Genomic DNA, 24166 nt, shown 5'->3' with positions numbered 1-24166 from the left:
AGTTGAGCGGGAGGCTAGGCGAGACTGGTGAAGATTCCGTACTCTCGCCGCGATCCGGTGGCCTGGGGCTGTCTTGCGGATTTCACAGTTCACGCGCATCACAGGGCATGCCCGACACTCAGGACCCTTCGCCCGTCGCCCCTTCGCCCGGGTCACGGCTGTGGACGGCGGGCGCGTCCGGGGGGCTGGCGGTTCTGATCCTGCTGGCGCTGGCGGTCTATGATCCGGAACATGCGCCGCCGCTGTTGGCAGGTGCGCTGCTGGTCGCCCTCAGCACCTGGATGGTGGCGCGGCAGCGGCCAGTGTCCGGGCAGGGCGAAACGGCGCCCGTGACCGACAGCCGCACGGACGCCCGGGCCGAGGGGCAGGCCACCCTGCTGGAAGAGGTGTTCGAGACGGTCACCGATCCCATGATGGTCGTGCGCGGCGGGGAGCCGGATGACATGGCCGGGCGGCGCATCCTGCTGGCCAACCGGGCGGCGCGGGACCTGCTGCGTATTCCGCGCGAGGGGGCGATCCTGGTGTCGGCGCTGCGCGATCCCGGCCTGCTGGAGGCGGTCGACGAGGCCCTGTTCGGGGGCGTCAGCCGCGAGACGGATTTCGACTCGGGCGGGGTTCAGGCCCGTCACTGGCGGGCGGTGACGCGTCCATTGCCGGGGTCGGACGCGCAGACCCTGGCGCTGGTGATGTTGCGGGACGAGACGGATGTGCGGCGGATGGAGCTGATGCGCGTCGACTTCCTCGCCAATGCCAGTCACGAGCTGCGCACGCCGCTGGCGTCGCTGTCCGGCTTTATCGAGACGCTGAAGGGGCATGCGCGCGAGGACTCGGTGGCGCGGGACCGGTTCCTCGACATCATGGCGGCGCAGGCCGAGCGCATGACGCGTCTGGTCGCCGACCTGTTGTCGCTGAGCCGGATCGAACTGAACGAGCACGTGCCGCCGTCCGGGCACCTGGATCTGGGGCGCGCCACGGCCGATGTGGTCGATGCGCTGAGTGTGCTGACACACGATCACGGGGTGAAGATCGTCGTCGACGCTCCCGATGAGGCGGTGCGGATCAAGGGAGAGCGGGACGAGATCGTTCAGGTGATCCAGAACCTGGTCGACAATGCCATCAAATATTCGCCGCGCGACGGCCGGATCGAGGTCGAGATTCGCAGCGGCCTGACCCCGGCTGCAGCGGCGGCTGCCCGCATGCCCGGCGCGGCGCGCCTGCCTCTTCTGACGCCGGACCGCGACGATGGCCTGACCTATGCCGCTGTGACAGTGCGGGATCACGGGCCGGGCCTGTCGCGCGAGCATCTGCCGCGCCTGACGGAACGATTCTATCGCGTCGAGGGCCAGAAAAGCGGAGGCGACCGTCCGGGGACCGGACTCGGGCTGGCGATCGTCAAACACATCGTCAACCGGCATCGCGGGGGCCTGCTGGTCGAGAGCCTGCCGGGTGAGGGCGCGGCCTTTACCGCCTTCTTTCCCCTGTCGAAACGGCCTTTAACCACGCCGACCCCGACGGTGTAACCGAACTGTCATGGACCCGTCGTAATCCGCTGACCAATCACGGGCAGGGTCCGCGCACTTTTGATGACTGCAGGATTGCGGTCTGATTCCCCGTATCGCGGACCTTGATGACCCTGACCGTCCTTCTGATCGTGATCGTGCTGGCCGCGGCGGCCTTCGTGCTGGGCCAGCGCCGGGCCGCACGTCGTGCCGCCCTGCTGACCGGCCGGGAGCGCGCCCACTCGCGCCCCGCGCAGCACGGGGCCTATGCCCTGATCTGGGTGGCCGCACCGGCGATCTTCGTGCTGGTGGCCCTGTCCCTGCTGTCGGGGCCGATCACCCAGCAACTCGTCCAGACGGGCCAGCCCGAGGCGGTCGCGAGCCTTGAGCCTTTCCGCAAGAATGCGTTCGTCGCCGATGCCGCACGCGTCGCGGACGGCCAGCCGGCCCAGGCGATCTGGGAGCCAGCGCTGGCGCAGCATCTGGCCGCCGAGGGCGCCCGGTCCGCCCGGATCGAAACGACCCTGAACTGGGCCGGAGCGGTGGGAGCCATCCTGGTCGCACTGATGGGGGGCATTATCGCCTTCCTCCGCATCCGGCCGGACTTCCGGGCGCGCAACCGGGTGGAGGGCTGGATCGTCGGCCTGCTGCTGGTCTGTTCGGCCATTGCCGTGTTGACGACCATCGGCATCATCGCCTCGCTGCTGATCGATGCGACGCGGTTCTTTTCGGCGGTGCCGCTGCCCGAGTTCCTGTTCGGTACCCAATGGAGCCCGCAGACCGCCATCCGCGCCGACCAGGTCGGCTCGACCGGGGCATTTGGGGCCCTGCCGCTGTTTGCCGGCACCTTCCTGATCATGCTGATCGCCATGGCGGTGGCGGCGCCCGTGGGCCTGTTCGCGGCCATCTATCTGTCGGAATATGCGGGATCCGCCAGCCGGGCGGTCATCAAGCCGGTGCTCGAGATTCTGGCCGGTGTGCCGACCGTGGTCTACGGCTTCTTTGCCGCGCTGACGGTGGGGCCGGCCTTCCGCGAATTCTTCAACACCATCGGGCGCTGGCTGGTCGGCGGACCGCTGGACGGGCTGGGGCAGTATCTGATGCTGGTCCAGAACCAGATGGCGCTGGTGGCCGGGGCGGTCATGGGGATCATGCTGATCCCGTTCGTCAGTTCCCTGTCCGACGACATCCTGAACGCCGTGCCGCAGTCGCTGCGCGACGGGTCCTATGCCATGGGCGCGACCAAGTCGGAGACGGTCAAGCGGGTGCTGATGCCAGCCGCTCTGCCGGGTGTGGCCGGGGCGCTGCTGCTGGCCATGTCGCGGGCCATCGGCGAGACCATGATCGTGACCATGGCGGCGGGCCTTGCCGCGCGGCTGACGCTCAACCCGCTGGACACGGTCACGACCGTGACGGTGCAGATCGTGACCCTGCTGACCGGCGACCAGGAGTTCAACTCGACCAAGACGCTGGCGGCCTTCGGCCTGGGCCTGACCCTGTTCCTGGTCACCCTGGCGCTGAACATCGTGGCCCAGCGCATCGTGCAGACGTATCGGCAGCAGTATGACTGAGACCCAGGACGCGATGACGGCGACCCGTCTGGACCGGCTGCGGGGCGGGCTGAAGCGGCGCTATGCCCGCGAGGCCCGGTTCCGGATGTATGGCATTCTGGCCATTGCCGTGGCCGTGGCTTTTCTGGCGCTGCTGCTGGGCCGGATCATCGATCAGGGGCACACGGCCTTCTATGCCCATGAGGTGTCGGTGCCGGTCTATCTGGACCCGGCGCGCATCGATCCCGCCTATCCGCAGGGCACCAATTTCGAGCAGATGGTCGCCTCGCAGCAGCTGGCCAACCGTGGACTGGAAGGCGATGCCGCCGGACCGCTGGCCGCAGAGATGCGCGGCCTGTTCTCGTCCGAGCTGAAGTTCGAGATCGCCCGGCGGGTGGCGGAAGACCCCTCGCTGATCGGTCAGACGGTGATGTTCGACGTGCCGGTCTCGGACGAAGCGGACCTGTATTTCAAGGACGAGATCTCGATCGACACGCCGGCCGAGCAACGTCGCCTGACGAACCAGCAGATCGGCTGGCTGGACGAGCTGGAGGGGGACGGCAAGGTCCGCGCCCACTTCAACAGCCGCCTGTTCACCAGCGGCGACTCGACCGAGCCCGAGCTGGCCGGCGTGCTGGGTGCGGTGATCGGTTCGGCCCTGATGCTGATGGTCACGGCGTTCCTGGCCCTGCCGATCGGCGTGGCGGCGGCGGTCTATCTGGAAGAGTTTGCGCCGCGAAACCGGCTGAGCGCCCTGATCGAGGTCAATATCAACAACCTGGCCGCCGTGCCGTCGATCGTCTACGGCCTGCTGGGTCTGGCGCTGTTCATCAACTGGATGCACCTGCCGCGCTCGTCGCCGCTGGTGGGCGGTCTTGTCCTGGCCCTGATGGCCCTGCCGACCATCATCATCGCCACGCGGTCGTCGCTGAAGGCGGTGCCGCCGTCGATCCGCGAGGCGGCGCTGGCCATGGGCGCCAGCCGCACCCAGACGGTGTTCCAGCATGTGCTGCCGCTGGCCCTGCCGGGCGTGATGACCGGGGCGATCATCTCGCTGGCCCATGCGCTCGGCGAGACGGCGCCCCTGCTGCTGATCGGCATGGTCAGCTTCATTCCGGGTATCGCCAGCTCGATTACCGAGCCGACCGGTGCCCTGCCGTCCCTTATCTACATCTGGGAGAATGCCTCGGAGCGCGCGTTCCACGAACGGACCGCCGCGGCCATCATGGTTCTCCTGACCTTCATGATCGTGATGAACGCTGCCGCCATCCTGCTGCGGCGTCATTTCGAGCGCCGGTGGTAAACGCATGAAACAGACGATCTATCGCTCGCAGGACGGACTGGAAGCCGGCGCATCCGCGCCCGCCGCAGAGGTGCCTGCCGAACTGGCCGCCGCCGCCAAGGCCGCGACCGATCCCAAGGGCGCGGCCCCGGTGGGCCCGACCAAGATTTCCGCACGCGATGTGTCGGTGTTCTATGGTGACAAGCAGGCGCTGTTCGACATCAGCCTGGACATCCCGGACAAGACGGTCACCTCGCTGATCGGCCCGTCGGGGTGTGGCAAGTCGACCTTCCTGCGCACCATGAACCGGATGAATGACACCATCGCCGGGGCCAAGGTGACGGGTCGGATCGATATGGACGGCGAGGACATCAACGCCCGCTCGCTGGACCCGGTGCTGCTGCGTGCCCGCGTCGGGATGGTGTTCCAGAAGCCCAACCCCTTTCCCAAGTCGATCTTCGAGAACGTCGCCTATGGCCCGCGCATTCACGGCCTGACCCGCTCCAAGGCTGAATTGGCCGAGGTGGTCGAGGAATCGCTGCGCCGCGCCGGCCTTTGGGAAGAGGTGGCCGACCGGCTGCATTCGCCGGGCACCGGCCTGTCAGGCGGGCAGCAGCAGCGTCTGGTCATCGCCCGCGCCATCGCGGTCAACCCGGAAGTGATCCTGATGGACGAGCCCTGCTCGGCGCTGGACCCGATTGCCACGGCCAAGATCGAGGAGCTGATCGACGAACTGCGCGAACGCTACTGCATCGTCATCGTCACGCACTCGATGGCCCAGGCCGCACGTGTCAGCCAACGCACCGCCTTCTTCCACATGGGGCGGCTGATCGAGACCGGCGACACCGAAGAGATCTTCACCAATCCGCGCGAACGTCGCACGCTCGACTACATCACCGGCCGTTTCGGCTAGGATATCCTGAATGAACCAGCACACCGTCAAATCGTATGGAGACGAGCTGAACCAGCTGACGGCCATTGTCGCCCGCATGGGTGGCCTGGCCGAGGCCCAGGTTGCCGACGCCATCGAGTCGGTGGCCCGTCGTGACGTGGCGCTGGCCCGGGCTGTGGTCGAGCGGGATGCCCGCCTCGATACCCTGCACAGCGACATCGAGAAGAAGGCCATCCGCCTGATCGCCCTGCGCCAGCCGGTGGCCTCGGACCTGCGCAAGACCCTGTCGGCGATGAAGCTGGCGGTCGATCTGGAGCGGACGGGCGATCTGGCGCGCAACATTTCCAAGCGGGCGCTGATCCTGGCGGACGGCGAACCCATGCTGCCGCTGACCCGGTCGATCGAGCGGATGGGCAAGCTGGTCTCGAACCGGCTGCGCGATGTGCTGGACGCCTATACGGCGTCGGACGTCGATCGGGCGATGGGCGTCTGGACCTCGGACGACGAGGTCGACGAGCACTACAACAGCCTGTTCCGCGAACTGCTGACCTATATGATGGGCGACCCGCGCACGATCACGGCCTGTACGCACCTGTTGTTCATGGCCAAGAATCTGGAGCGGATCGGCGACCACGCGACCAACATCGCCGAGACCATCCACTATGAGATCACCGGCGGCGACATGATCGGTGAGCGGCCGCGCTGGACGCCGACCCCGTCGGATTCTGACGTCATGGCGACCGACGACCCCCTGCGCCCGCAAGAGGCCTGAGACCGGAGACCTGAATTGTGCAGCCCTATGTTCTTGTGATGGAAGACGAGGACGCGCTGGCGACCTTGCTTCAGTACAATCTGGAAAAGGAAGGCTACCGCGTCGTGGTCGCCGGCGACGGGGAGGAGGGGCTGGTCCAGATCGACGAGCGCCTGCCCGATCTGGTGCTACTGGACTGGATGCTGCCCAAGGTGTCGGGCATTGAGGTCTGTCGCCGTATTCGCGGACGGCCCGAGACCCGCAATCTGCCGATCATCATGCTGACGGCGCGCGGCGAGGAAACCGACCGCGTGCGCGGCCTCGACACCGGGGCCGATGACTATCTGACCAAGCCGTTCTCGATGACCGAGCTGATCGCGCGCATCCGGGCGGTGCTGCGCCGCATCCGGCCCGGCCTGGCCGACGACCGCATCAACCACGGCGACATCGTCATCGACCGGGTGGCCCACCGGGTCCGCCGGGCGGGCAAGGAAATCCACCTGGGCCCGACCGAATTCCGTCTGCTGGATCACTTCATGCAGCACCCGGGCCGGGTGTTCAGCCGCGAGCAGCTTCTGGACGCGGTCTGGGGCTCGGACGTCTATGTCGAGGCGCGCACGGTCGACGTCCACGTCGGCCGCCTGAGGAAGGCGCTGAGCGTCGAAGGCACCGCCAATCCGATCCGCACGGTGCGCTCGGCGGGTTATTCGCTGGATCTGGACGGGTAGGGGCTCACCCCGTCTGACCCGCCTCCAGCGCATAGACCCTGGCGCAGTATTCGCAGGTGACGTGGATCTTGCCGTCGGGTTCGACCATTTCGGCGCGTTCCTCGTCGGTGAAGCTGTCGAGGACGGTGGCGATGCGGTCGGGCGAGCAGCGGCACAGGGCCTCCAGCGACTGGCCGGCCTCAAGGCGGACGCCGTCCTCGTGGAACAGGCGGTAGAGCAGGGTCTCTGACGGGACCTGGGGGTCGATCAGTTCGTCGGCGCTGATGGTGTTGAACAGGGCGCGGGCGCGGGTCCAGGCGTCGTCGGTCTCGCCGCGGGCGGTGTCGGCGGCGAGGCGCTGGATCATCATGCCGCCGGCGCGCCAGCCGCTGCCCGTCTCGTCGGTCAGATGGCCGACGGCGAGGCGCACCTCGGTCGGGATCTGCTCGGACTGCTCGAAATAGTGCTCGGCGCACAGGGCCAGGCTGCCGCCCTCGATGGGGGTGATCCCCTGGTGGCGGTCGAAGTCGGGGCCCTGATCGAGGGTCATGACGAAGACGCCCTTGCCGAGCAGGCGGTGGGCGCCGGGGCGGGCGTCATCGGCGGTAAGGGCGGCGAGCTCGTCCTCGTCATAGCGGCAGTAGCCGCGGAGAGTCCCCTCGGTGCCATAGTCACAGACAACGTAGCGCACCGGGCCGTCGCCCTGGGCCTGGACGATCAGCCGCCCGTCGAATTTGAGCGCCGAACCGATCAGGGCGGCCAGCGCGCAGGCCTCGCCCAGCAGTTCGGCGACCGGCGCCGGATAGGCATGGGCCGACAGCACGGTGTCGATAGCCGGACCCATGCTGACGATGCGGCCGCGCACGGGCTGGCCGTCGATCTGGAAGGCGGCAACCCGGTCGTCGGGCAGGCGGGAGGCGTCGGTCACGTCGGTATCCTGTTGAAGGCGAAGGCGCACAGATAGGGGGTGGCCGCGACCAATTTAAGCCCTTGCAAGCCTTGCCTTATGATATGGCCGGAAACCGCGCGGGACCTGTGCCGTTGTTCTGTCGGCCCCCACTGTGAACGAAGGCGTGTGATGTCAAAGCCCCAGCTGAAACCCCTCAAGGATCAGGCGATCGTCATTACGGGCGCGACGTCGGGCGTCGGGCTGACGACGGCGCGACGGGCGGCGCGGGCCGGGGCCTGTGTGTTCCTGATCGCGCGGGGCGAGCAGGATCTGAAGACCCTGTGCGAGGATATCCAGGCCGAGGGCGGGCGCGTGGCCTGGGCGGCCGCCGATGTCGCGGACTATGACGCCCTGGCCGAGGCGGCCGACAAGTGCAGGCGTCTGTTCGGCGGCTTCGATACCTGGGTGAACAATGCCGGGGTGTCGATCTTTGGCCCGATCCGCGAGACCACGCTGGAGGACCAGCGGCGCCTGTTCGAGACCAACTACTGGGGCGTGGTCAACAGTTCGCTGATCGCGGTCGAGCATCTGCGCGGACGCCCAGGCGGCGGGGCCATCGTCAATGTCGGTTCGATCCTGTCGGACGCGCCCATCCCGCTTCAGGGCATCTATGCCGCGTCGAAGCATGCGGTGAAGGGGTTCACCAATTCGCTGCGGATGGAGCTGATCCGCGAGAAGGCCCCGGTGTCGCTGAGCCTGGTCAAGCCGGCGGCGATCGACACCCCCTACAACCGCCATGCCCGCAATCTGACGGGGCAGGCGGTGCAGAATCCGCAGCCCGTCTATGGCACCCATGTGGTGGCCGATACGGTGCTGTACTGCGCCAGCCACCCGATCCGCGAGATTACGGTCGGCGGGGGCGGACGGCTGATCGCGTCCTTCTATTCGGCGCTGCCGGGGGTTGCGGAGCCGCTGTTCGCGCGCTTTGCTCCGTCCATGATGCGCGACAAGAGCCACGACTATCACCCCTGGGACGACGGCCTGTACGACCCGACCAACGACGGCCTGGCGGACGAACTGCACTATCCGGTGGTGCGCCGCTTCAGCACCCTGGCCGAGGTGCGCAAGCATCCGGGCATTGCGGGGGCGGTGGTGGCGCTGCTGGTGGCCGTGGGCGTCGGCTATGTGCTGCTCAACCAGAAGTCGGGGCCCACGCGGTTCGAGCGCTGGAAGACTCAGGCCAACCCGCGTCGCTGGCGGATGCCGGCCATGCCGTCGATGCCCGACATGCCGTGGCTGGCGCGGTTGCGCTCTGACGGAATGGACGGACGGCTGGAGGCCCTGCAGTCCGAGCTGGACCGCTATGGCGGACGGGCGCGGCGGGGGCTGGAAGATGCGGGCGGTCGTGCCCGCCGCTATGCCTCGGACGCCGGGCACTATGCCCGGGACCATGCGAAGGAGGGCGGGGCCGTCGCGGCCACCGTCGCCCTGCTGGGGGTTCTGGCCGCGGTCGCGCTGAAGGCCCGGCAAAACGACGACTGAGCCGTTGCTGCAACTGCGAAGGTGGGTCAAGGTCGGGCCATGTCCTCAGCGCCCACACTGATTTTCGACTTCGATTCGACCCTGGTCGGCTTCGAGACGCTTGAGGTCCTGGCCGAGCTGGCGCTGGAGGGCGCGCCGGAGGCCGGGGCAATCCGTGCCGAGATCGCCGCCCTGACGGATCAGGCCATGTCGGGCGGGCGGGGCTTTGACGAGGCCCTGACCCGCCGGCTGACCCTGCTGCCGCTGACCCGGGACCATGTGCAGACGCTGGCCGACCAGGCGGTAAAGCGACTGGCGCCCTCGGTTGCGCGCAATGTCGAGACCCTGCGCGCCCACGCCGACCGGCTGGTGATCGTGTCGGGCGGCTTTCGCGACGTGATCGCACCGGTGGCGCGGCATCTGGGTGTGGCGGACGCGCGGGTGCTGGCCAACGACCTGACCTATGACGAGGCGGGCCGGGTGACCGGGGTGGACCGCGCCAACCCGCTGTCGGCCGATGGAGGCAAGGTGACGGCCATCCGCGCGCTGGGTCTGTCGGGACCGGTGGTGATGATCGGCGACGGCTGGACCGATGCCGAGGTGCGTCTGGCCGGGCTGGCCGACCGGTTCCACGCCTTCTGCGAAGTGGTGCGCCGCCCGCGCGTGGTGGAGGCGGCGGATTCGGTGGCCGTTTCACTGGACGAGGTTCTGCACGCCGAGGGGCTGGCCGGGCGGTGGTCCTATCCGCGCAGCCGGATCAAGGTGCTGTTGCTGGAGTCGGTGCACCCGGCGGCGGTCGCGGCGCTGGAAGACGCGGGATATTCGGTCGAGTGCGAGACCGGGGCCCTGGATGAGGACGCGCTGATAGAACGGCTGAAGGGCGTGCATGTGCTGGGGCTGCGGTCGAAGACGGCCGTGAGCGAGCGGGTGATCGACGCCGCGGACCGGCTGATGGCGGTCGGGGCCTTCTGTATCGGGACCAATCATATCGATCTGGAGGCGGCCAGTCGCCGGGGCATTGCGGTGTTCAATGCCCCCTATTCGAACACCCGCTCGGTGGTGGAACTGGCCATCGGGCTGGTGATCACGATGATGCGCGGGGTGGTCGACCGGTCGGCGGCGATGCATGCGGGGCGCTGGAACAAGAGCGCGCGGGGCTCGCGCGAGCTGCGCGGCAAGACGCTGGGCATCGTCGGCTATGGCGCCATCGGCTCGCAGCTGTCGGTGCTGGCCGAGGCGCTGGGCATGCGGGTCATCTATCACGACCTGTCTGAGCGGCTGGCGCTGGGCAATGCCCGGCCGGTGATCACGCTGGACGACCTGCTGGCCGAGGCTGATGTGGTCAGCCTGCACGTCGACGGGAGGGCGGGAAATCACCGTCTGATCGGGGCGGCGGAGCTGTCGCGGATGAAGCCGGGGGCCGTGCTGATCAATCTGTCGCGCGGTCATGTGGTGGATATCGACGCCCTGGCCGAGGTCATGCGGGAAGGCCGACTGGGTGGCGCGGCCATCGACGTCTTTCCTGAAGAGCCCCGGACCAATCAGGATCCGTTCGACAGCCCCTTGCGCGGCCTGGCCAATGTCATTCTGACCCCGCATGTCGGCGGGTCGACCGAGGAAGCGCAGGAGGCCATCGGGGCGTTCGCGGCGTCACGCCTGCTGGGCTATCTGAACCGGGGTGACACGACCTTCTGCGTCAACCTGCCGAATGTGCAGCTGTCGGACGTGCAGGGGGCGCACCGCCTGCTGCATATCCACCAGAACCAGCCGGGTGTGCTGGCCGCGCTGAACCAGGCCCTGTCCGAGGCCGGGCTGAACATCCTGGGGCAGCACCTGAAGACCGATGGTCGCACCGGCTATGTCATCACGGACGTGGATCGGGACTATCAGGCAGGGGCGCTGGACGCGTTGAAGAGTGTGCCCGGAACGCTTCGGTTTCGATCCCTCTACTGAAGGTTTCCCTAGCGGCATCTTGCAGAACTGTCACAGTCGCGCGCAGACTGCCCTTAACAGTCGCGTCTGACGACTGAGGGAGGAATACATTATGTCTCGTTTCATGCGCACTGCCGCTGCAGCGGCCCTGACCCTTGCCGCGGGCGTCGCCCTTGCGGGCACTGCCAATGCCCAGAGCTATAACCGTCTGGTCGTGTTCGGCGACAGCCTGAGCGACAACGGCAACCTGTTCCTGTTCACCGGTGGGGCGCAGCCGCCCGCGCCCTTCTATTACCAGGGCCGGTTCTCGACCGGACCGGTTTTTGTCGAGCTGCTGGGCTTCAACCTCGGCCGTTTCGCCGCCGGGGATTCGAACGCCGGCAGCATCAACTATGCCTTCGGGGGCGCGCGCACCGATCTGGCCGGAGCCCCTCCCGGCATGCGGACCCAGCTGAACGCCTATCTGGGCGGTGGCGGGACGTTTGGTTCCGGTGATCTGGTCAGCATTCTGGGCGGCGCCAACAACATCTTCCAGGGGCTTCCCGCCGCCGGGGGCTCGATCAATCCGGCCGGAGCCATTCAGGTCGTGTCGCTCTCGGCCGCCGCTGACATCACCCTGCTGGTTGACACTGTCGCCGCCGCCGGGGCCGGAACGATCCTGGTCAGCAACCTGCCGAAGCTGAGCCTGACGCCTCAGTTCGGCGGGACGGCCGCCGCGCCTCTGGCCGACTATGCCGTGACGACGTTCAACGGTGCCATCTCCAACGGGTTGAGCACCGTCGCAGCCAACCGGCCCGGCACCAACATCATCCTGATGGACCTGTTCAAGATCGGTGACACCATCGCCGGCAATCCGACAGCGTTCGGCGTGACCAATGTCACCCAGCCCTGCTTCAATCAGGTGGCGTTGACGCTGTGCGCGAACCCGGACGACTATTTCTATCTGGATGGGGTTCACCCGACGGCGGCCGGCCACCGGGCCATCGCCAGCCTGGCCAACGACTATCTCTATTACGGCGACCGGGGTGCCGCCACGGCACACCAGGGCGAACTGTCGATGCGCCAGCGCGAGGACTCGCTGGACATGGCCTCGGACGCTCTGTCGGGCTGGGCCGCGTGGGAACCGGGCCGCACCACCCTGGACATCAGCCTGACCGCTGACACCACGGACGTCGATGCCCGCGGTGTTGTGCCGGAAGCCGAAGTTGAGGGACAGGGCATTCGCGTCGCCCTGGACCACAGCCTTTCCGAAGGCTGGCGCATGGGCTTTGCCGGCAGCTATCGTCAGGCAGAGACCGTGGCCGGGCCGACCCGCTTCGACAGCGAGAATTTCTCGTTCGACGCCTTCGTCGGCTGGCGGTCGGGACCGATGTTCGCCAACATCACGGCGGGCGCGGCGCGCGACACCTATGATGATATCCAGCGGGCTACCGGCGTCGGCCCGGTGGTCCACACCGGCGAGACCGAGGGCTATAGCCGCGGTGTCCGGGTGCAGGGCGGGACCTGGTACGACATGGGCGGCATTTCCCTGTCGCCGCGGGTGGCCGTGACGTGGGCCTCGACCGACGTCAGCGGCTATATCGAACATGGCGTCGCCGCCCAGTATGCCTATGAAGACCGCACGGTCGAGGGCATCACCGGCGAGGTCACCCTGCGCGCCGAAAGCGCCATCGAGGGCGTGACCTTCTATGTCGAGGGTGGATATCGCGACAGCCTGGACGACAGTTCGGATCCGGTCGGAACCGGCATCGCCGGCAGCCCCTCGCAGGTGCTGTACCGCGACATCGAAGACCCGATGGGTGGTCAGCTGCTGGCCCAGATGGGCGTTGAGCTCGACTGGGGTCCGGCGCAGGTCGGCCTGGGCCTGAAGGGCCGCTACGGCGATCATGCCGACAGCTTCGTCGGCGGGATCACCCTGCGGATGCCGCTGAACTAGACAGCGGTCCCAACGATCACGAGGAAGGGCGGGGCCAGGCGGCTCCGCCCTTTTTCATTGTGCGATCAGAAAGTTCCCCGGTGCGACCTCCTGACGCGCCCTGTGCCTCATTCTCGTCCAAGGGGAACGGCACAAGGCCCCCTCATTCGAAAGTGACCGGTTAGGGCCCTCGGGGCTGCCGTTCCACCCGCTGCATGATCCAGAACGGAGACGCCGCCTGATGCGACGCCTTGACGCCCGACTGCGTACCCTCGCCACCCAATCCGGCCAGTCCCTCGGCCTTGTCGCTGTTGCCGTGCTGGCCATGGCGGCGGCGCCGATTTCGGTGCCTGCGGGTGACGATCCGCTCGGCGTGACGGACAAGGGGCCTGTGGCGCCGCCCGTCGTGGCCGTGGCCGAGCCTGCCGGCCCCGTGACCCGGGACATCCGTTTCGAGGCCCCGCTGAAGGGCTATCCGATCAATTCGCGCTTTGGCATGCGCCGTCTGGGCGGCGAGGGTGCGGCGCGCCCGCACAACGGTGTCGACATGGCCGCCCCGACCGGCACGGGCGTGTTCTCGGCCGCCGAGGGCGTGGTGATCCGCACCGGCTATCAGCCCGAAGGCTATGGCCGCTTCGTCGAGGTGGCGCACCCGAACGGCATGACGACGATGTATGCCCACATGAGCCGCGTGGATGTGGCCACCGGCATGGCGGTCGGCGGCGGCGACCGGCTGGGTCTGGTCGGGTCGACCGGCTATTCGACCGGTCCGCACCTGCATTTCGAGGTTCGTCGGGGGGGCACGCCGATCAATCCGACGCGCGTCCTGGGCCGCAGCTTTGAAGTGGTGGTGATCGAGGCCTCCTGAGCCTCGCCCACAGGATCATGACAAGGAATTCATGAAAGCCGGCGCGCTTTCGTTCCGGCCAAGGTTGTCAAACACCCTTTACATACCCTAGGACTCTTCCTGACCAAGAGTTTCCAAGGGGGGCGCATATGGACGCCGCACTGAGCCTGACCGACATCAGCAAACGCTATGGCGCGTTTCAGGCCGTCAAGGATCTGAGTTTCTCCGTGCCGAAAGGCAGCATCTGCGGCTTTCTGGGGCCGAACGGGGCGGGCAAGACCTCGACCATCCGCATGATCCTGGGCCTGCAGCCGCAGACGTCCGGATCCATCAGCATTCTGGGGGCCAGCGATGGCCGCAGCGTGCGGGACCGGATCGGCTTCCTGCCCGAAGAGCGCGGCCTCTACAAAAAGATGACGCCGGTCGATGCGATCGCCTTTTTCGGGGCGCTCAAGGGCCTGCCGACGGGCGAGGGCCGCAAGCGCGCCCGGGTGATGCTGAAGCAGCAGGGGCTGGAACACGCCCAGACCAAGAAGATGAAGGAGCTGTCCAAGGGCATGGCCCAGAAGGTGCAGTTGATCGCCGCGGTCGTGCACAAGCCGGAGTTCGTGATCCTGGACGAGCCGTTCTCGGGCCTCGATCCGATGAACCAGCAGGGTCTGGAAGAGATGATCCGGGGGCTGGCCGCCGACGGCGCCACCGTGCTGTTCTCGACCCACGTCATGCAGCACGCCGAGCGCCTGTGCGACAAGGTGGTGCTGCTGGCCCGGGGCCAGAAGGCGTTCGAGGGGACGGTGGAGGAGGCCAAGGCCACCACACGGCGGTTCCTTGAGCTGGAGGGGGCAATCCCGACCGAAGCCGCAAAGGCCCTGCCGGGCGTGGTCGCGGTCGAAGCCGTACGCAGCGATGGCTCCGTCCATGTGCTGAAGGCCGAGCTGGCCCCGGGCGGCCGGGGGCAGGAGGCGCTCAAGGCGGCCTTCCTCAACGGGCTGGACGTGCGCCGCTTCGAGCTGCGCGAGCCGACCCTGCACGATGCCTTCATCGGCCTGACCGGGGATGACCCCAACCAGGACCAGACGGTCCACCGCGAGAACCTGGAGGCCGCCCGATGAGCCGCACCCTTCTGATCGCGCGGCGCGAGTTCGCCGCCTACGCCATGACTGTCGGCTTCTGGCTGTCGCTGCTGGCGTTTCCGCTTTTCGGCCTGCTGGGCGGCGGCTTTGCCTATCTGGTCAAGAACTCCGAGCCGGAGCGTGAGGTGGTCCTGATCGAAGAAGGCGCGGAGGCCACCGGCCTTGCCGCCATCGTCCGGGACGCGCTGGCCGAGGATGCCGAGCGGCAGGCTGCGGAGGCCCGGGAAGTCGTGGAAGCGGCGGAGAAGGCCACCGGCGCGCCGGTGCAGCCCGCGGTGGCAGAGGCCGCGACTTCGGCTACTCGTTCATCGATCCTCTTTGTCGAGGCTCCGGCCGATCTCGCAGCCTCAGCGCCAGGGGAGGCCCAGGACGCCTTGCTCCGCCAATACCTGGGCAAGGAGATCCCCAAGTCCGAGCGTCTGGATGCGGTGGTGTTCCTGACGCGCGTTGACGGCAAGCCCACGGCCCGGGTCTGGAGCGCAAGCGCCACGGACGGCGCGGTCCGACGGTTTGTTGGCGATGCCCTGAAATCTGCCAATCGGCGAGAGGTCTTCGCGGCGGCCGGTATCAATCCGGCCGTGGTGATCGAGACTGAAACCTATGACCCGCAGGTGCAGAGCTTCTCGCCCCAGTCGCTGAGTGGCGGTGCCGTGACCGACCGGGACAAGATTCCGATGCTGGTTGGCCTGTTGAGCGGCTTCCTGCTGTGGTCGCTCGTTATCACCGGTGCCTCCATCCTGCTGAACAGCGTGATGGAAGAGAAGTCGAACAAGATTCTCGAGGTGCTGTTGTCCTCGGCGTCGGCGACCGAAATTCTGGCCGGCAAGGTGCTGGGGGTCGCGTTGTTGACGCTGACGGTCCTTCTGGCATGGGGAGGTCTGGGCGGGATCGGACTGATCACCGCTGCCCCCACCTGGGCGGCCGATGTGGGCGCCGCGCTGCTGGATGGCGGGCTGATCTTCTACTTCCTCGCCTACACGGTGGGCGGCTATCTGATGTACGCGGTGCTGTTCGCGGCCATCGGGGCCTTCTGCGAGACACCCCGTGATGCTCAGACGCTGATGGGGCCGATTATGATGGTGCTGGTGGTGCCTCTGCTGGTCATGCAGATGACGCTGAACACCCCGGATTCGCCGATCGTGCGTATCCTGTCTTGGGTGCCCTTCTTCACCCCCTTCCTGATGAGTGCGCGCATGCCCTCCCAACCGCCCATGATCGAGGTCGTGGGGACCATGGCCGGAATGTTCGCCTTTGCCTTGCTGATGGTGTGGATCGCCGGTCGGGCGTTCCGCGCCGGGGCCCTGTCGGACGTGAAGCTGAGCTGGAAGAGCTTCGCCGGCGCGATCAAGGGCGGGGGGCGGTAGGAACCTGAGCTTCTCCTCCCCGTCGGTGACGGGGAGGTGACCTGCGCAGCAAAAAGGCCGCCCCGGTTTCCCGGGGCGGCCTTTGTGTATTCAGCGAAGTGCCGGGTCTTACCGGGGACGCGGCTTCGGCATCGGCAGCAGGCCTTCGCGCTGGGCGCGCTTGCGGGCCAGCTTGCGGGCGCGGCGCACGGCCTCGGCCTTTTGACGGGCGCGCTTTTCCGACGGCTTTTCGTAGTGCACGTGGCGCTTCATTTCACGGAAGCTGCCTTCGCGTTGCATCTTCTTCTTCAGGGCCTTGAGCGCCTGATCGACGTTGTTGTCGCGGACAAAAATCTGAACCAGGGGTATCTCTCCTTTTGACTGCCCGCCGCGTCCTTTCTGAAGGGAGACGGGCAGACAAAAACACAGTGTCCCGCAAACCGGAGGGTCTTCGGGTGAAGGCGAGCCGGATACACGATGCGGCCCGCCCTGTCCAGAACGGTGTCGCAGATCGTCGCGGGGTTTCACGGGGGCTCGTCACCCCGAAGCGGCGGGCCTAGTATAGCGCATATGGCACCCTCAGACGAGACCGATCCCGACCGCTGGGCCCGCGAGACCGAGCAGGCCGTGCTGGACCATGCGGTGGCGCTGGCGCCGCGTCTGGGCTGGAATGCCACCATGGCCCGGGCAGCGTGTGCGGCGGCCGGTCTGTCGGAAGGCGATCAGGACCTGCTGCTGCCCCACGGGGCGCGTGATCTGGCGGCCCTGCTGTCCCGCCGCCACGACGACCGGGCCTTTGCCGCCCTGGCCGGGGTCGATCCGGCCACGCTGAAGATTCGCGAGCGCATCGCGCGGGGCATTTCGGTGCGGATGGAGGCCGGGGCCGAGGACCTTGAGGCCTGTCGCAAATGCGCGGGCTTTCTGGCTCTGCCGTCCAACAGCGATCTGGGGCTGAAACTGGCGTGGGAGACGGCCGACCGGCTGTGGGTCTGGGCCGGGGACGCGGCCACGGACTGGAATCACTATTCGAAGCGGACCATCCTGTCGGGCTTCCTGATCCCGGCCCTGACGATGCGCTGGTTCGACGGGCGAGACACGGCCGAGGCCTTTGTCGCCGACCGGATCGAGAACGTCATGGCCTTCGAGAAGTGGAAGGCCGGCAAGGATTTTGAGGCCCCCCTCCGCAAGGTCACCGAAGTGCTCAGCCGGATGCGGTACGGGCCGAAAGCAGAGGCCTAGAGCGGGCGCACGCGGTTGACGTGGGCCATCTTGCGGCCGGGGCGGGCCTCGCCCTTGCCATAGAGGTGCAGGCGCATGTCGGACTTGCCGGCCAGCTTTTCCCACTGGTCGATGCCGTCGCCGAGCAGATTGGTCATCTCGACCCGGGCGTGGGCATTGGTGGGGCCCAGGGGCCAGCCGGTGATGGCGCGGATATGCTGTTCGAACTGGTCGCAGACGCAGCCGTCCTGGGTCCAGTGGCCGGTGTTATGGACGCGGGGCGCGATCTCATTGACCAGCAGGCGGCTCTCGCCGAGGTCGAACAGCTCGATGCCCAGTACGCCGACATAGTCCAGTTGCTCCAGCACAGCGCGGGCGATGGCGCGCGCGCGGCGCTCGGTCTTTGAGTCGACCTCGGCCGGGGCGATGGTGGTCTTGAGCACGCCGCCCTTATGGGTGTTCCAGCCCAGTGGATAGACGGCGGTCTTTCCATCCCAGCCGCGCGCGCAGATGATCGACAGTTCGCGCACGAACAGGGCCCGGGCCTCGAGCACCGCAGGGCGCTCGCCGATGGCGCTCCAGGCGGCGGCAGCCTGCTTCGCGGACTTGATCCAGACCTGGCCCTTGCCGTCATAGCCTTCGCGGCGAGTCTTCAGCAGGGCGGGCAGGGGGATGACCTGAAGGGCGGTCTCGAGCGCGGCCAGGTCGTCGACCATGGCAAATTCGACCGTCGGGGCGCCGGCCTCGTTGAGAAAGGTCTTTTCCAGAATGCGGTCCTGGGCGACGGCCAGGGCGCGGGGGCCGGGGGCGACCCGGGCGCCGGCCTCGGCCAGCAGCTCGACCGACCGGGCGGGGACGTTCTCGAACTCGAAGGTGACCACGTCACAGACGCGGCCAAAGACGTTCAGGGCCGTGGGGTCGTCATAGGCGGCGACGATCTGGCCGCGCGAGACGCGCCCGGCGGGGCTGTTTTCCTCGGGGTCGAGGATGACGACATCGAAGCCGAGGCGCGAGGCGGCCTGGGACAGCATCCGCCCCAGCTGGCCGCCGCCCAGAATGCCGACGGTCGAGCCGGGCGCGAGGGCGGGGGGAACCGGAGACGGCGCGTCGCTCATCAGTCCTCGACGGTTTCGGGTACGGATTCGGTCAGGGCCTCGCGGAAGGCATCCAGCCGACCGGCGAGGACGGGGTCGTTGAGCGCGAGAATCTGGGCGGCAAGGATGCCGGCATTCTTTGCGCCGGCCTCTCCGATGGCGAGGGTGCCGACCGGGACGCCGCCGGGCATCTGGACGATGGAGAGCAGGGAGTCGAGCCCGCTCAGGGCCTTTGACTGCACGGGCACGCCCAGCACCGGCAGGGAGGTCATGGAGGCGACCATGCCGGGCAGGTGGGCGGCGCCGCCGGCCCCGGCGATGATGACCTGGATGCCCTTGTCGCGGGCCTCGCGGGCGAAGGCGACCATGCGGTCGGGGGTGCGGTGGGCCGAGACGACGCGGGCCGACCATCTGACGCCGAGGCGATCAAGGCTGTCGGTGGCGGCCTTCATGGTGGGCCAGTCCGAGCGGCTGCCCATGATGATGGCCACGGGGGCGGTGGCATCCCCTGCCGGAGGTGTCGTTTCCATGGAGGACGGGGCCATGGGTGTCCCTCAAACGCGCGCCCGTGCGGGCGGGAAGGGGCCGGTTACAGCACCCGCGTTGCGCCTGCAACCAAGCAGGTTAGCATCGGGGCGGGCGAGAGCGCCTGAGTCGGGCCGTCGGGGCCCGTCGACTGACTGTGGAGCCCTGCCGTTTCCGTGTCCCAGACCACTGCCCCGCTGCCGGATTCCGACGCCCTTGAGGCCGAGCTGGCCCGGCTGCGCGCCGAGGTCGAGGCCCTGCGGGCGCGCGCCGAAGCGGCCGAGGCCGCGGCCGACCACGATGTGCTGACCCCGGCCCTGAACCGGCGCGGGTTCGTGACGGCGCTCCACCGGGCCATGGCCTATTGCAAGCGGCATCAGGTGCCGGCGGTGCTGCTGTATCTGGATCTGGACGGTTTCAAGGGCGTCAATGACACCTATGGCCATGCGGCGGGCGATGCGGCCCTGGTGCGGGTGGCCGAGCTGATGCGCGACAATCTGCGGGAATCGGATGCGGTCGGGCGTCTGGGCGGGGACGAGTTCGGCCTGCTGATGATGAATGCCGGCATCGAGGAAGGCCGCGACAAGGCGGCGCGTCTGGCCGAGACGCTGAAGACCGAAGGGTTTTTGTATGACGGCCGGACTGTGCCGCTGGGCGGCTCGTTCGGGGTGCGCGCCTGGACGGGTCAGGAAGATGTCGAGACCTGGCTGGCCGAGGCCGACGCCGCCATGTGGCTGAGGAAGCCGGGGCGCAGCTAGCGGGTCAGGCGATGATGTCCGGCAGGATGCGGGCCTCGATCTTCACGATCTCGTCGCGCAGGGCCAGCTTCTGACGCTTGAGGCGGGCGATGCGCAGCTGATCGGGGACGGCGGTGGCGCCCAGCGCCTCGATGGCAGCATCCAGATCGGCGTGTTCACGGCGCAGACCCCGGAGGCGGATGTGAAGCACCAGCTCCTCTTCCGTAAGACTCGAGTCGTCGTTCATTGCGGCCGATACCCCTGATTTCCCTGTGTATAGCCGAGCCGGGTTCAGGCTGAAAGACACGCGGTCAAGGTCTGGAGTTCCTTGCGCGGGGTGACCGGCGACCAGATGCGGGTGACGGCCACGAGGGTCTTGAGGGTATCGGCGCCGGGGGCGGCCTCGCGCGGCAGATGCTCCAGCGCCTGCATCAGATGGTGTTCGGCGCGGCGCTCCAGCTCGATGGTCTTCTGGCGGACGTCCAGGCGGGCGCCGGGTTCGAGGTCCGGGTGGGGCGATTTGAGCTTGCGGCGAAGCGCGCGCAGGGGATCGAGGGTCGTTTCGTCCCAGGCGCGGGCGATGTCGCAGGCGGCCTCGAGTGTCTCCTCCGACGCCGACTCGTCGCGAGCCGCCATCCATGCCGCCCAGAGCAGCAGGGGGACGCACTGGCCATGGCGATCCTGCAGGTCGATGCAGGCGTCGGCCACGCCGTCCCGACCATAGACCTCAAGCGCCCAGTCCCAGAAGGTCGCCGCAGTCATGCCGCCGGTCCGCTCAGGCCGCTCCAGCGGGTGACCGGCGTCCAGTCGAGGTCGAACAGGTCCAGCACGCGGCCCACGCTCTGGTCGATCACCTGATCCAGACTGTCGGGACGGGCATAGAGGGCGGGCAGGGGCGGGGCGATGATGGCGCCCATTTCCGACAGGGCGGTCAGGGTGCGCAGATGGCCCAGATGCAGAGGCGTCTCGCGCACCATCAGCACCAGCCGGCGGCGTTCCTTGAGGGTGACGTCGGCCGCGCGGGTCAGGAGGGTTGAGGTGGTGCCGGTGGCGATCTCGCCCGCGCTGCGGATCGAGCAGGGGGCGATGACCATGCCGCGCGTGCGGAACGAGCCGGAGGCGATTGAGGCGCCGACGTCGGCGACCTTGTGGACCACATCGGCGCGGTCGGTCAGGTCCTGGGGCGACAGGTCGGTTTCCTGCGACAGGGTCAGGAGGGCGGCGCGGGACACGACGAGGTGCGACAATACGCCCAGATCCCTGAGGGCATCGAGCATGCGCACGCCATAGATGACGCCCGATGCACCGCTGATGCCCACGATCAGGGGGCGATCGTCCCTGGATACGGCAGAGTTCAAAACTTTGACCCTTTTGGCAGCGACCCTGTTGTGGTCCGGCGGCGACGCGAATCACCGAAACGTGATTCCACACGGTCGCCATCCGGGCGCTCAATCTACTGGTCCCTTAGACAAGGAGGCGCAAGCCATGACCATCGAGGCGCGTATTCGCGAACTGGGAAACCGTCACCGCAACCTGGATACTGCGATCCAGAAGGAAACGACCCACCCGGCCACCGATCCGCTCTACCTCAAGTCCCTCAAACTCCGAAAACTCAGGCTGAAAGAGCAGATTGCCGGCCTTGAGCGACAAAGCGGATAGTCAGGACATCCAGATCATGAAGACGGCCCCGGAGATGCTCCGGGGCCGTTTTTGCATCACAGATGGAGGGCAGGCTCAGTCGCGGGTGCCGAACACCGACTCGGCGGTGTGCTGGCTGCGGGCCTCGGGGGCGTCTGGCTCGAACGCCGGTTCGGCCTCCGGCTGCGCTTCGCCGGTCTGAAGGGTGGCGCCGCCCTTCTTGGCGTCGTCCTTGGCCTTCTTGTCGGCCGCCTTCTTGATCACTTCGTCGAGGACGATCTGGCCGACCAGACCGAGGGTGACGGGGTCGACCGGCTTGATGTTGGCCGTGTTCCAGTGGGTGCGGCTGCGCACCGTCTCAATCGTGGCCTTGGTGGTGCCCAGCAGTTTCGAGATCTGGGCGTCGGTCACCTCGGGGTGGTTCTTAACGAACCACATGATGGCGTCGGGGCGGTCCTGACGGCGCGAGACCGGCGTGTAGCGCGGCGGGGCCTTGGCGGGCTTGAGCAGTTCGGCGTGGCGGCTGACGACGGCCTTCATGCGGTAAGACTCGTCGGCCTGGGCCTTGTCCAGCTCGTCGCGGGTCAGCTGGCCGTTGATCAGCGGGTCTGCGCCGCGGATGTCGCGCGCCACGTCACCGTCGGCGATGCCGCGCACTTCCAGCGGGTGCAGGCCACAGAAGTCGGCGATCTGCTCGAAGGTCAGGGAGGAATTGTCCACCAGCCAGACCGCAGTGGCCTTGGGCATGAGAATGTCGGTCATGACGTCGTTCCGGTTCATGAAGGGGCCCGGAAGCCGGGGCCCGGAAACAGCGGCGCCCGACCTTTCGGCCGGGCGCGGAGACTGTCCGTATAGGCGCTTTCGGGCGAAAAGAAAACGCCATATGGCGCGCTCATACAGCCAAGGTTCATCTGCGACAGTGAACACTGAGGCTCATGGAGGCGTTTGGGCCTCAGGACCCTGGTGGAGGAAAGACAATGTTGAGTTTGGCAGGTATGGCCGCCGCATCGGCCCTGGCAATGGCCGGTGGCGCCCCGGCGATGGATCATCAGGATCCGCAGCGGGCGCCGGGCAACTATCAGGACCCGCAGCGGGTCGCCCCGCGGGGTAGCTATTCGCGCACCTGTAGCGGCGACTATGTGAACCAGGGCCGGCTGTACGCCGATTGCCGCGACGAGCGGGGCCGGATTCGCGGCACCTCGATCGAGCTGAACCGCTGCGGCCCCTATGACATCGCCAATGACAACGGTCGTCTCGTCTGCGGCCCTGTCCGTGGGGATTTCGAGGATCGGCAGGGTGGCGGTAATGGCGGCGGCTGGGGTGGCGGAAACGGCGGCGGCTGGGGCGGTGGCAACGGCGGCTGGGGCAACCGGGCCGAGATCACCGTCTATAGGGACGCGCGCTTCCGCGGAGCCTCCACGACCTTCACGGGCGAAATCCCGAACCTGGATCGCTCGGGTTTCAACGACCAGATCAGCTCAATGCGCTTCCGCGGCGAGTGGGAAGTCTGCTCGGACGCCTATTTCCGCGGCACCTGCCAGCGCTTCAACGGTGATGTCAGCAATCTGGACCGCTGGGGCCTGAACGATCGCATCTCGTCGCTGCGGCCCGTGGGCCGGGGTGGCCGGGGCGACCGCTGGTAATCAGTCGACAACCAGAACGATCTTGCCGATGTGCTCGCCCGCTTCCAGCCGGAGGTGGGCGAGACCGGCGTCTGCCAGAGGGACGGTCGCGTCGATGGGCGGTCTGACCTGACCGGCCAGGACCCATGGCCAGGCCTTCTGGCGGACCGCAGCGATCAGCCGGGCCTTTTCGCCCGCGCTACGCGAGCGGAGCGTCGAGCCGGTCAGCACGATCCGTTTCAGCATCAGCCGCATCAGGTCGATTTCGACGCGTGCGCCGCTGAGGGTGGCGATCACGCACCAGCGGCCGCCCGGCTTCAGGACCGCCTGGTGGAGGGCAGCATAGTCGGCGCCGACCATGTCGAGGATCACATCGACACCGCCGGCCTCACGGATAGCAGTTTCGAGGTCGTCGCTCTGAGCGTCGAGGCTGAGGTCGGCCCCCAGGGCGCGGGCGGCGTCCGCCTTGGCCTTGCCGCGCGAAGTGGCGATCACCCGGGCACCGGCAGCCTTGGCCATCTGGATGGCTGTGACGCCGATGCCGCTGGTGGCGCCGTGGACCAGCAGGGTCTCGCCCGCCTCAAGACGTCCATCCTCGAAGACATTGGCGAAGACGGTCGACAGGGTCTCGGGCAGGGCTGCGGCGGTCACAAAGTCCAGATCGTCGGGCAGGGGGAAGAGGTGCCGGGCATCGACCACGGCCTGATCGGCATAGCCCCCACCGCCCAGCAGGGCCGAGACGCGGACGCCGATGGCCACGCCCGCGACACCGTCGCCGAGCCGGTCCACCTCGCCGGCCACTTCAAGCCCGAGGGTTTCGGGCGCGCCCGGAGGCGGGGGATAGCGGCCCTCGCGCTGCAACAGATCGGGGCGGTTGATGCCGGCGGCGCGCACCCGAATCCGCACCTGGCCGGGGCCGGGCTCGAGGTCCGGGGCCTCGACCAGCGTCAGGGCGGTCGCGGGACCGGTGCCGCCGGTGATCGAGATGCGTTTCATGGGCCGCCCTTGCAATCGTCCGTGTCCGGGCGTTCACATAGGGGCCGAAGAACGGTGAACCAAGGAGGAGGCGGG

General features: G+C 67.8%; 25 protein-coding genes. 16 read left to right on the top strand and 9 right to left on the bottom strand.

Going from position 1 to position 24166, the window contains the following annotated elements; genetic code table 11:
• Positions 1–107: 107 nt before the first annotated feature.
• The 6 genes from V7672_RS01510 (at position 108) to phoB (ending at position 6702) form a co-directional block, all read left to right on the top strand.
• Entirely contained in the window at positions 108–1520 is a 1413-nt protein-coding gene (locus V7672_RS01510; RefSeq protein ID WP_335622907.1) for a sensor histidine kinase, read from the top strand.
• 107 nt (positions 1521–1627) lie between these two features.
• Entirely contained in the window at positions 1628–3070 is a 1443-nt protein-coding gene (gene pstC, locus V7672_RS01505; RefSeq protein ID WP_335622906.1) for a phosphate ABC transporter permease subunit PstC, read from the top strand.
• Positions 3063–4352 carry a phosphate ABC transporter permease PstA gene (pstA, locus tag V7672_RS01500; protein WP_335622905.1) on the top strand — a complete coding sequence of 430 codons (1290 nt, stop codon included), beginning with the start codon at positions 3063–3065 and terminating at the stop codon, positions 4350–4352. Before pstC ends, pstA begins: the two co-directional genes overlap by 8 nt.
• Before the next feature lie 4 nt (positions 4353–4356).
• On the top strand, positions 4357–5244 hold the full coding sequence (gene pstB / locus V7672_RS01495) for a phosphate ABC transporter ATP-binding protein PstB (RefSeq protein WP_335622904.1): 888 nt from the start codon (positions 4357–4359) through the stop codon (positions 5242–5244).
• A 10-nt stretch (positions 5245–5254) separates the two neighbouring features.
• Entirely contained in the window at positions 5255–5995 is a 741-nt protein-coding gene (gene phoU / locus V7672_RS01490) for a phosphate signaling complex protein PhoU (protein WP_335622903.1), read from the top strand.
• Between the two features lie 17 nt (positions 5996–6012).
• Positions 6013–6702, top strand: coding sequence for a phosphate regulon transcriptional regulator PhoB (phoB, locus tag V7672_RS01485; protein ID WP_123288353.1), 690 nt, complete (start codon positions 6013–6015; stop codon positions 6700–6702).
• 4 nt (positions 6703–6706) lie between these two features.
• Here the strand turns inward: phoB and V7672_RS01480 are convergent, their stop codons facing one another.
• Positions 6707–7609, bottom strand: coding sequence for an Hsp33 family molecular chaperone (locus tag V7672_RS01480; RefSeq protein WP_442888645.1), 903 nt, complete (start codon positions 7607–7609; stop codon positions 6707–6709).
• A 150-nt stretch (positions 7610–7759) separates the two neighbouring features.
• Between V7672_RS01480 and V7672_RS01475 the strand changes: the two genes are divergently transcribed.
• The 6 genes from V7672_RS01475 (at position 7760) to V7672_RS01445 (ending at position 16282) form a co-directional block, all read left to right on the top strand.
• Positions 7760–9112 (top strand): SDR family oxidoreductase, encoded by a 1353-nt coding sequence (locus tag V7672_RS01475; RefSeq protein WP_335622900.1) that lies wholly within the window; start codon positions 7760–7762, stop codon positions 9110–9112.
• A gap of 39 nt (positions 9113–9151) precedes the next feature.
• A complete protein-coding gene (gene serA, locus V7672_RS15315; RefSeq protein ID WP_442888643.1) occupies positions 9152–11044 on the top strand; it encodes a phosphoglycerate dehydrogenase in 1893 nt (630 codons plus the stop codon).
• Positions 11045–11135: 91 nt separating this feature from the next.
• Positions 11136–12959 carry an autotransporter domain-containing protein gene (locus tag V7672_RS01460; protein ID WP_335622899.1) on the top strand — a complete coding sequence of 608 codons (1824 nt, stop codon included), beginning with the start codon at positions 11136–11138 and terminating at the stop codon, positions 12957–12959.
• A gap of 220 nt (positions 12960–13179) precedes the next feature.
• Positions 13180–13806: a M23 family metallopeptidase gene (locus V7672_RS01455; RefSeq protein ID WP_335622898.1), complete on the top strand. Its 627-nt coding sequence runs from the start codon at positions 13180–13182 to the stop codon at positions 13804–13806.
• Positions 13807–13934: 128 nt separating this feature from the next.
• A complete protein-coding gene (locus V7672_RS01450) occupies positions 13935–14897 on the top strand; it encodes an ABC transporter ATP-binding protein (RefSeq protein ID WP_335622897.1) in 963 nt (320 codons plus the stop codon).
• A complete protein-coding gene (locus V7672_RS01445) occupies positions 14894–16282 on the top strand; it encodes an ABC transporter permease (protein WP_335622896.1) in 1389 nt (462 codons plus the stop codon). Before V7672_RS01450 ends, V7672_RS01445 begins: the two co-directional genes overlap by 4 nt.
• Positions 16283–16390: 108 nt before the next feature.
• On the opposite strand, the gene rpsU is transcribed toward V7672_RS01445, so the two are convergent.
• Positions 16391–16624 carry a 30S ribosomal protein S21 gene (rpsU, locus tag V7672_RS01440; protein WP_123288363.1) on the bottom strand — a complete coding sequence of 78 codons (234 nt, stop codon included), beginning with the start codon at positions 16622–16624 and terminating at the stop codon, positions 16391–16393.
• Between the two features lie 207 nt (positions 16625–16831).
• Here rpsU and V7672_RS01435 point away from each other — a divergent pair, with 207 nt between their 5' ends.
• Positions 16832–17500, top strand: a complete 669-nt coding sequence (locus V7672_RS01435) for a COQ9 family protein (RefSeq protein ID WP_335622895.1) — start codon at positions 16832–16834, stop codon at positions 17498–17500.
• On the opposite strand, the gene V7672_RS01430 is transcribed toward V7672_RS01435, so the two are convergent.
• Together V7672_RS01430 and purE are read right to left on the bottom strand one after the other, a co-directional pair.
• Positions 17497–18594 carry a 5-(carboxyamino)imidazole ribonucleotide synthase gene (locus V7672_RS01430; RefSeq protein WP_335622894.1) on the bottom strand — a complete coding sequence of 366 codons (1098 nt, stop codon included), beginning with the start codon at positions 18592–18594 and terminating at the stop codon, positions 17497–17499. The genes V7672_RS01435 and V7672_RS01430 overlap by 4 nt on opposite strands.
• On the bottom strand, positions 18594–19103 hold the full coding sequence (gene purE, locus V7672_RS01425) for a 5-(carboxyamino)imidazole ribonucleotide mutase (protein ID WP_335623265.1): 510 nt from the start codon (positions 19101–19103) through the stop codon (positions 18594–18596). Before purE ends, V7672_RS01430 begins: the two co-directional genes overlap by 1 nt.
• Before the next feature lie 171 nt (positions 19104–19274).
• Here purE and V7672_RS01420 point away from each other — a divergent pair, with 171 nt between their 5' ends.
• Positions 19275–19856 (top strand): GGDEF domain-containing protein, encoded by a 582-nt coding sequence (locus tag V7672_RS01420; RefSeq protein ID WP_335622893.1) that lies wholly within the window; start codon positions 19275–19277, stop codon positions 19854–19856.
• A 4-nt stretch (positions 19857–19860) separates the two neighbouring features.
• Here the strand turns inward: V7672_RS01420 and V7672_RS01415 are convergent, their stop codons facing one another.
• The 3 genes from V7672_RS01415 to V7672_RS01405 are packed head-to-tail and all read right to left on the bottom strand — an operon-like array spanning position 19861 to position 21193.
• The gene (locus tag V7672_RS01415; protein ID WP_335622892.1) at positions 19861–20082 is read right to left on the bottom strand and encodes a YdcH family protein; all 222 of its coding nucleotides are present in this window, start codon (positions 20080–20082) and stop codon (positions 19861–19863) included.
• A gap of 44 nt (positions 20083–20126) precedes the next feature.
• Positions 20127–20597 carry a TIGR02444 family protein gene (locus tag V7672_RS01410; protein WP_335622891.1) on the bottom strand — a complete coding sequence of 157 codons (471 nt, stop codon included), beginning with the start codon at positions 20595–20597 and terminating at the stop codon, positions 20127–20129.
• Complete coding sequence (locus V7672_RS01405) at positions 20594–21193, bottom strand: UbiX family flavin prenyltransferase (RefSeq protein WP_335622890.1); 600 nt, start codon at positions 21191–21193, stop codon at positions 20594–20596. The genes V7672_RS01410 and V7672_RS01405 overlap by 4 nt, the downstream gene beginning before the upstream one ends.
• Before the next feature lie 127 nt (positions 21194–21320).
• On the opposite strand from V7672_RS01405, the gene V7672_RS01400 reads away from it, so the two are divergent.
• Positions 21321–21494, top strand: coding sequence for a YdcH family protein (locus V7672_RS01400; protein WP_335622889.1), 174 nt, complete (start codon positions 21321–21323; stop codon positions 21492–21494).
• A 75-nt stretch (positions 21495–21569) separates the two neighbouring features.
• Here the strand turns inward: V7672_RS01400 and V7672_RS01395 are convergent, their stop codons facing one another.
• Complete coding sequence (locus V7672_RS01395) at positions 21570–22235, bottom strand: DUF1013 domain-containing protein (RefSeq protein ID WP_335622888.1); 666 nt, start codon at positions 22233–22235, stop codon at positions 21570–21572.
• A 215-nt stretch (positions 22236–22450) separates the two neighbouring features.
• On the opposite strand from V7672_RS01395, the gene V7672_RS01390 reads away from it, so the two are divergent.
• Positions 22451–23116, top strand: coding sequence for a beta/gamma crystallin-related protein (locus tag V7672_RS01390; protein ID WP_335622887.1), 666 nt, complete (start codon positions 22451–22453; stop codon positions 23114–23116).
• Here the strand turns inward: V7672_RS01390 and V7672_RS01385 are convergent, their stop codons facing one another.
• Positions 23117–24091 carry an NAD(P)H-quinone oxidoreductase gene (locus V7672_RS01385; RefSeq protein ID WP_335622886.1) on the bottom strand — a complete coding sequence of 325 codons (975 nt, stop codon included), beginning with the start codon at positions 24089–24091 and terminating at the stop codon, positions 23117–23119.
• Positions 24092–24166 lie beyond the last annotated feature (75 nt).

This window comes from Brevundimonas sp. (assembly GCF_036963785.1).
Classification (GTDB): domain Bacteria; phylum Pseudomonadota; class Alphaproteobacteria; order Caulobacterales; family Caulobacteraceae; genus Brevundimonas.
This window is presented reverse-complemented; position numbering and strand designations above follow the sequence as displayed.

Excerpts from the sequence above, each read along its gene's own strand:
- phoU (WP_335622903.1), top strand. The coding sequence starts at position 5,255 with ATGAACCAGCACACCGTCAAATCGTATGGAGACGAGCTGAACCAGCTG.
- V7672_RS01460 (WP_335622899.1), top strand. The coding sequence starts at position 11,136 with ATGTCTCGTTTCATGCGCACTGCCGCTGCAGCGGCCCTGACCCTTGCC.
- pstA (WP_335622905.1), top strand. The coding sequence starts at position 3,063 with ATGACTGAGACCCAGGACGCGATGACGGCGACCCGTCTGGACCGGCTG.
- V7672_RS01455 (WP_335622898.1), top strand. The coding sequence starts at position 13,180 with ATGCGACGCCTTGACGCCCGACTGCGTACCCTCGCCACCCAATCCGGC.
- V7672_RS01395 (WP_335622888.1), bottom strand. The coding sequence starts at position 22,235 with ATGACCGACATTCTCATGCCCAAGGCCACTGCGGTCTGGCTGGTGGAC.
- V7672_RS01415 (WP_335622892.1), bottom strand. The coding sequence starts at position 20,082 with ATGAACGACGACTCGAGTCTTACGGAAGAGGAGCTGGTGCTTCACATC.
- V7672_RS01435 (WP_335622895.1), top strand. The coding sequence starts at position 16,832 with ATGGCACCCTCAGACGAGACCGATCCCGACCGCTGGGCCCGCGAGACC.
- V7672_RS01390 (WP_335622887.1), top strand. The coding sequence starts at position 22,451 with ATGTTGAGTTTGGCAGGTATGGCCGCCGCATCGGCCCTGGCAATGGCC.
- V7672_RS01445 (WP_335622896.1), top strand. The coding sequence starts at position 14,894 with ATGAGCCGCACCCTTCTGATCGCGCGGCGCGAGTTCGCCGCCTACGCC.
- V7672_RS01510 (WP_335622907.1), top strand. The coding sequence starts at position 108 with ATGCCCGACACTCAGGACCCTTCGCCCGTCGCCCCTTCGCCCGGGTCA.
- pstB (WP_335622904.1), top strand. The coding sequence starts at position 4,357 with ATGAAACAGACGATCTATCGCTCGCAGGACGGACTGGAAGCCGGCGCA.
- serA (WP_442888643.1), top strand. The coding sequence starts at position 9,152 with ATGTCCTCAGCGCCCACACTGATTTTCGACTTCGATTCGACCCTGGTC.
- V7672_RS01450 (WP_335622897.1), top strand. The coding sequence starts at position 13,935 with ATGGACGCCGCACTGAGCCTGACCGACATCAGCAAACGCTATGGCGCG.
- V7672_RS01410 (WP_335622891.1), bottom strand. The coding sequence starts at position 20,597 with ATGACTGCGGCGACCTTCTGGGACTGGGCGCTTGAGGTCTATGGTCGG.
- pstC (WP_335622906.1), top strand. The coding sequence starts at position 1,628 with ATGACCCTGACCGTCCTTCTGATCGTGATCGTGCTGGCCGCGGCGGCC.
- V7672_RS01385 (WP_335622886.1), bottom strand. The coding sequence starts at position 24,091 with ATGAAACGCATCTCGATCACCGGCGGCACCGGTCCCGCGACCGCCCTG.
- V7672_RS01400 (WP_335622889.1), top strand. The coding sequence starts at position 21,321 with ATGACCATCGAGGCGCGTATTCGCGAACTGGGAAACCGTCACCGCAAC.
- purE (WP_335623265.1), bottom strand. The coding sequence starts at position 19,103 with ATGGAAACGACACCTCCGGCAGGGGATGCCACCGCCCCCGTGGCCATC.
- V7672_RS01475 (WP_335622900.1), top strand. The coding sequence starts at position 7,760 with ATGTCAAAGCCCCAGCTGAAACCCCTCAAGGATCAGGCGATCGTCATT.
- V7672_RS01430 (WP_335622894.1), bottom strand. The coding sequence starts at position 18,594 with ATGAGCGACGCGCCGTCTCCGGTTCCCCCCGCCCTCGCGCCCGGCTCG.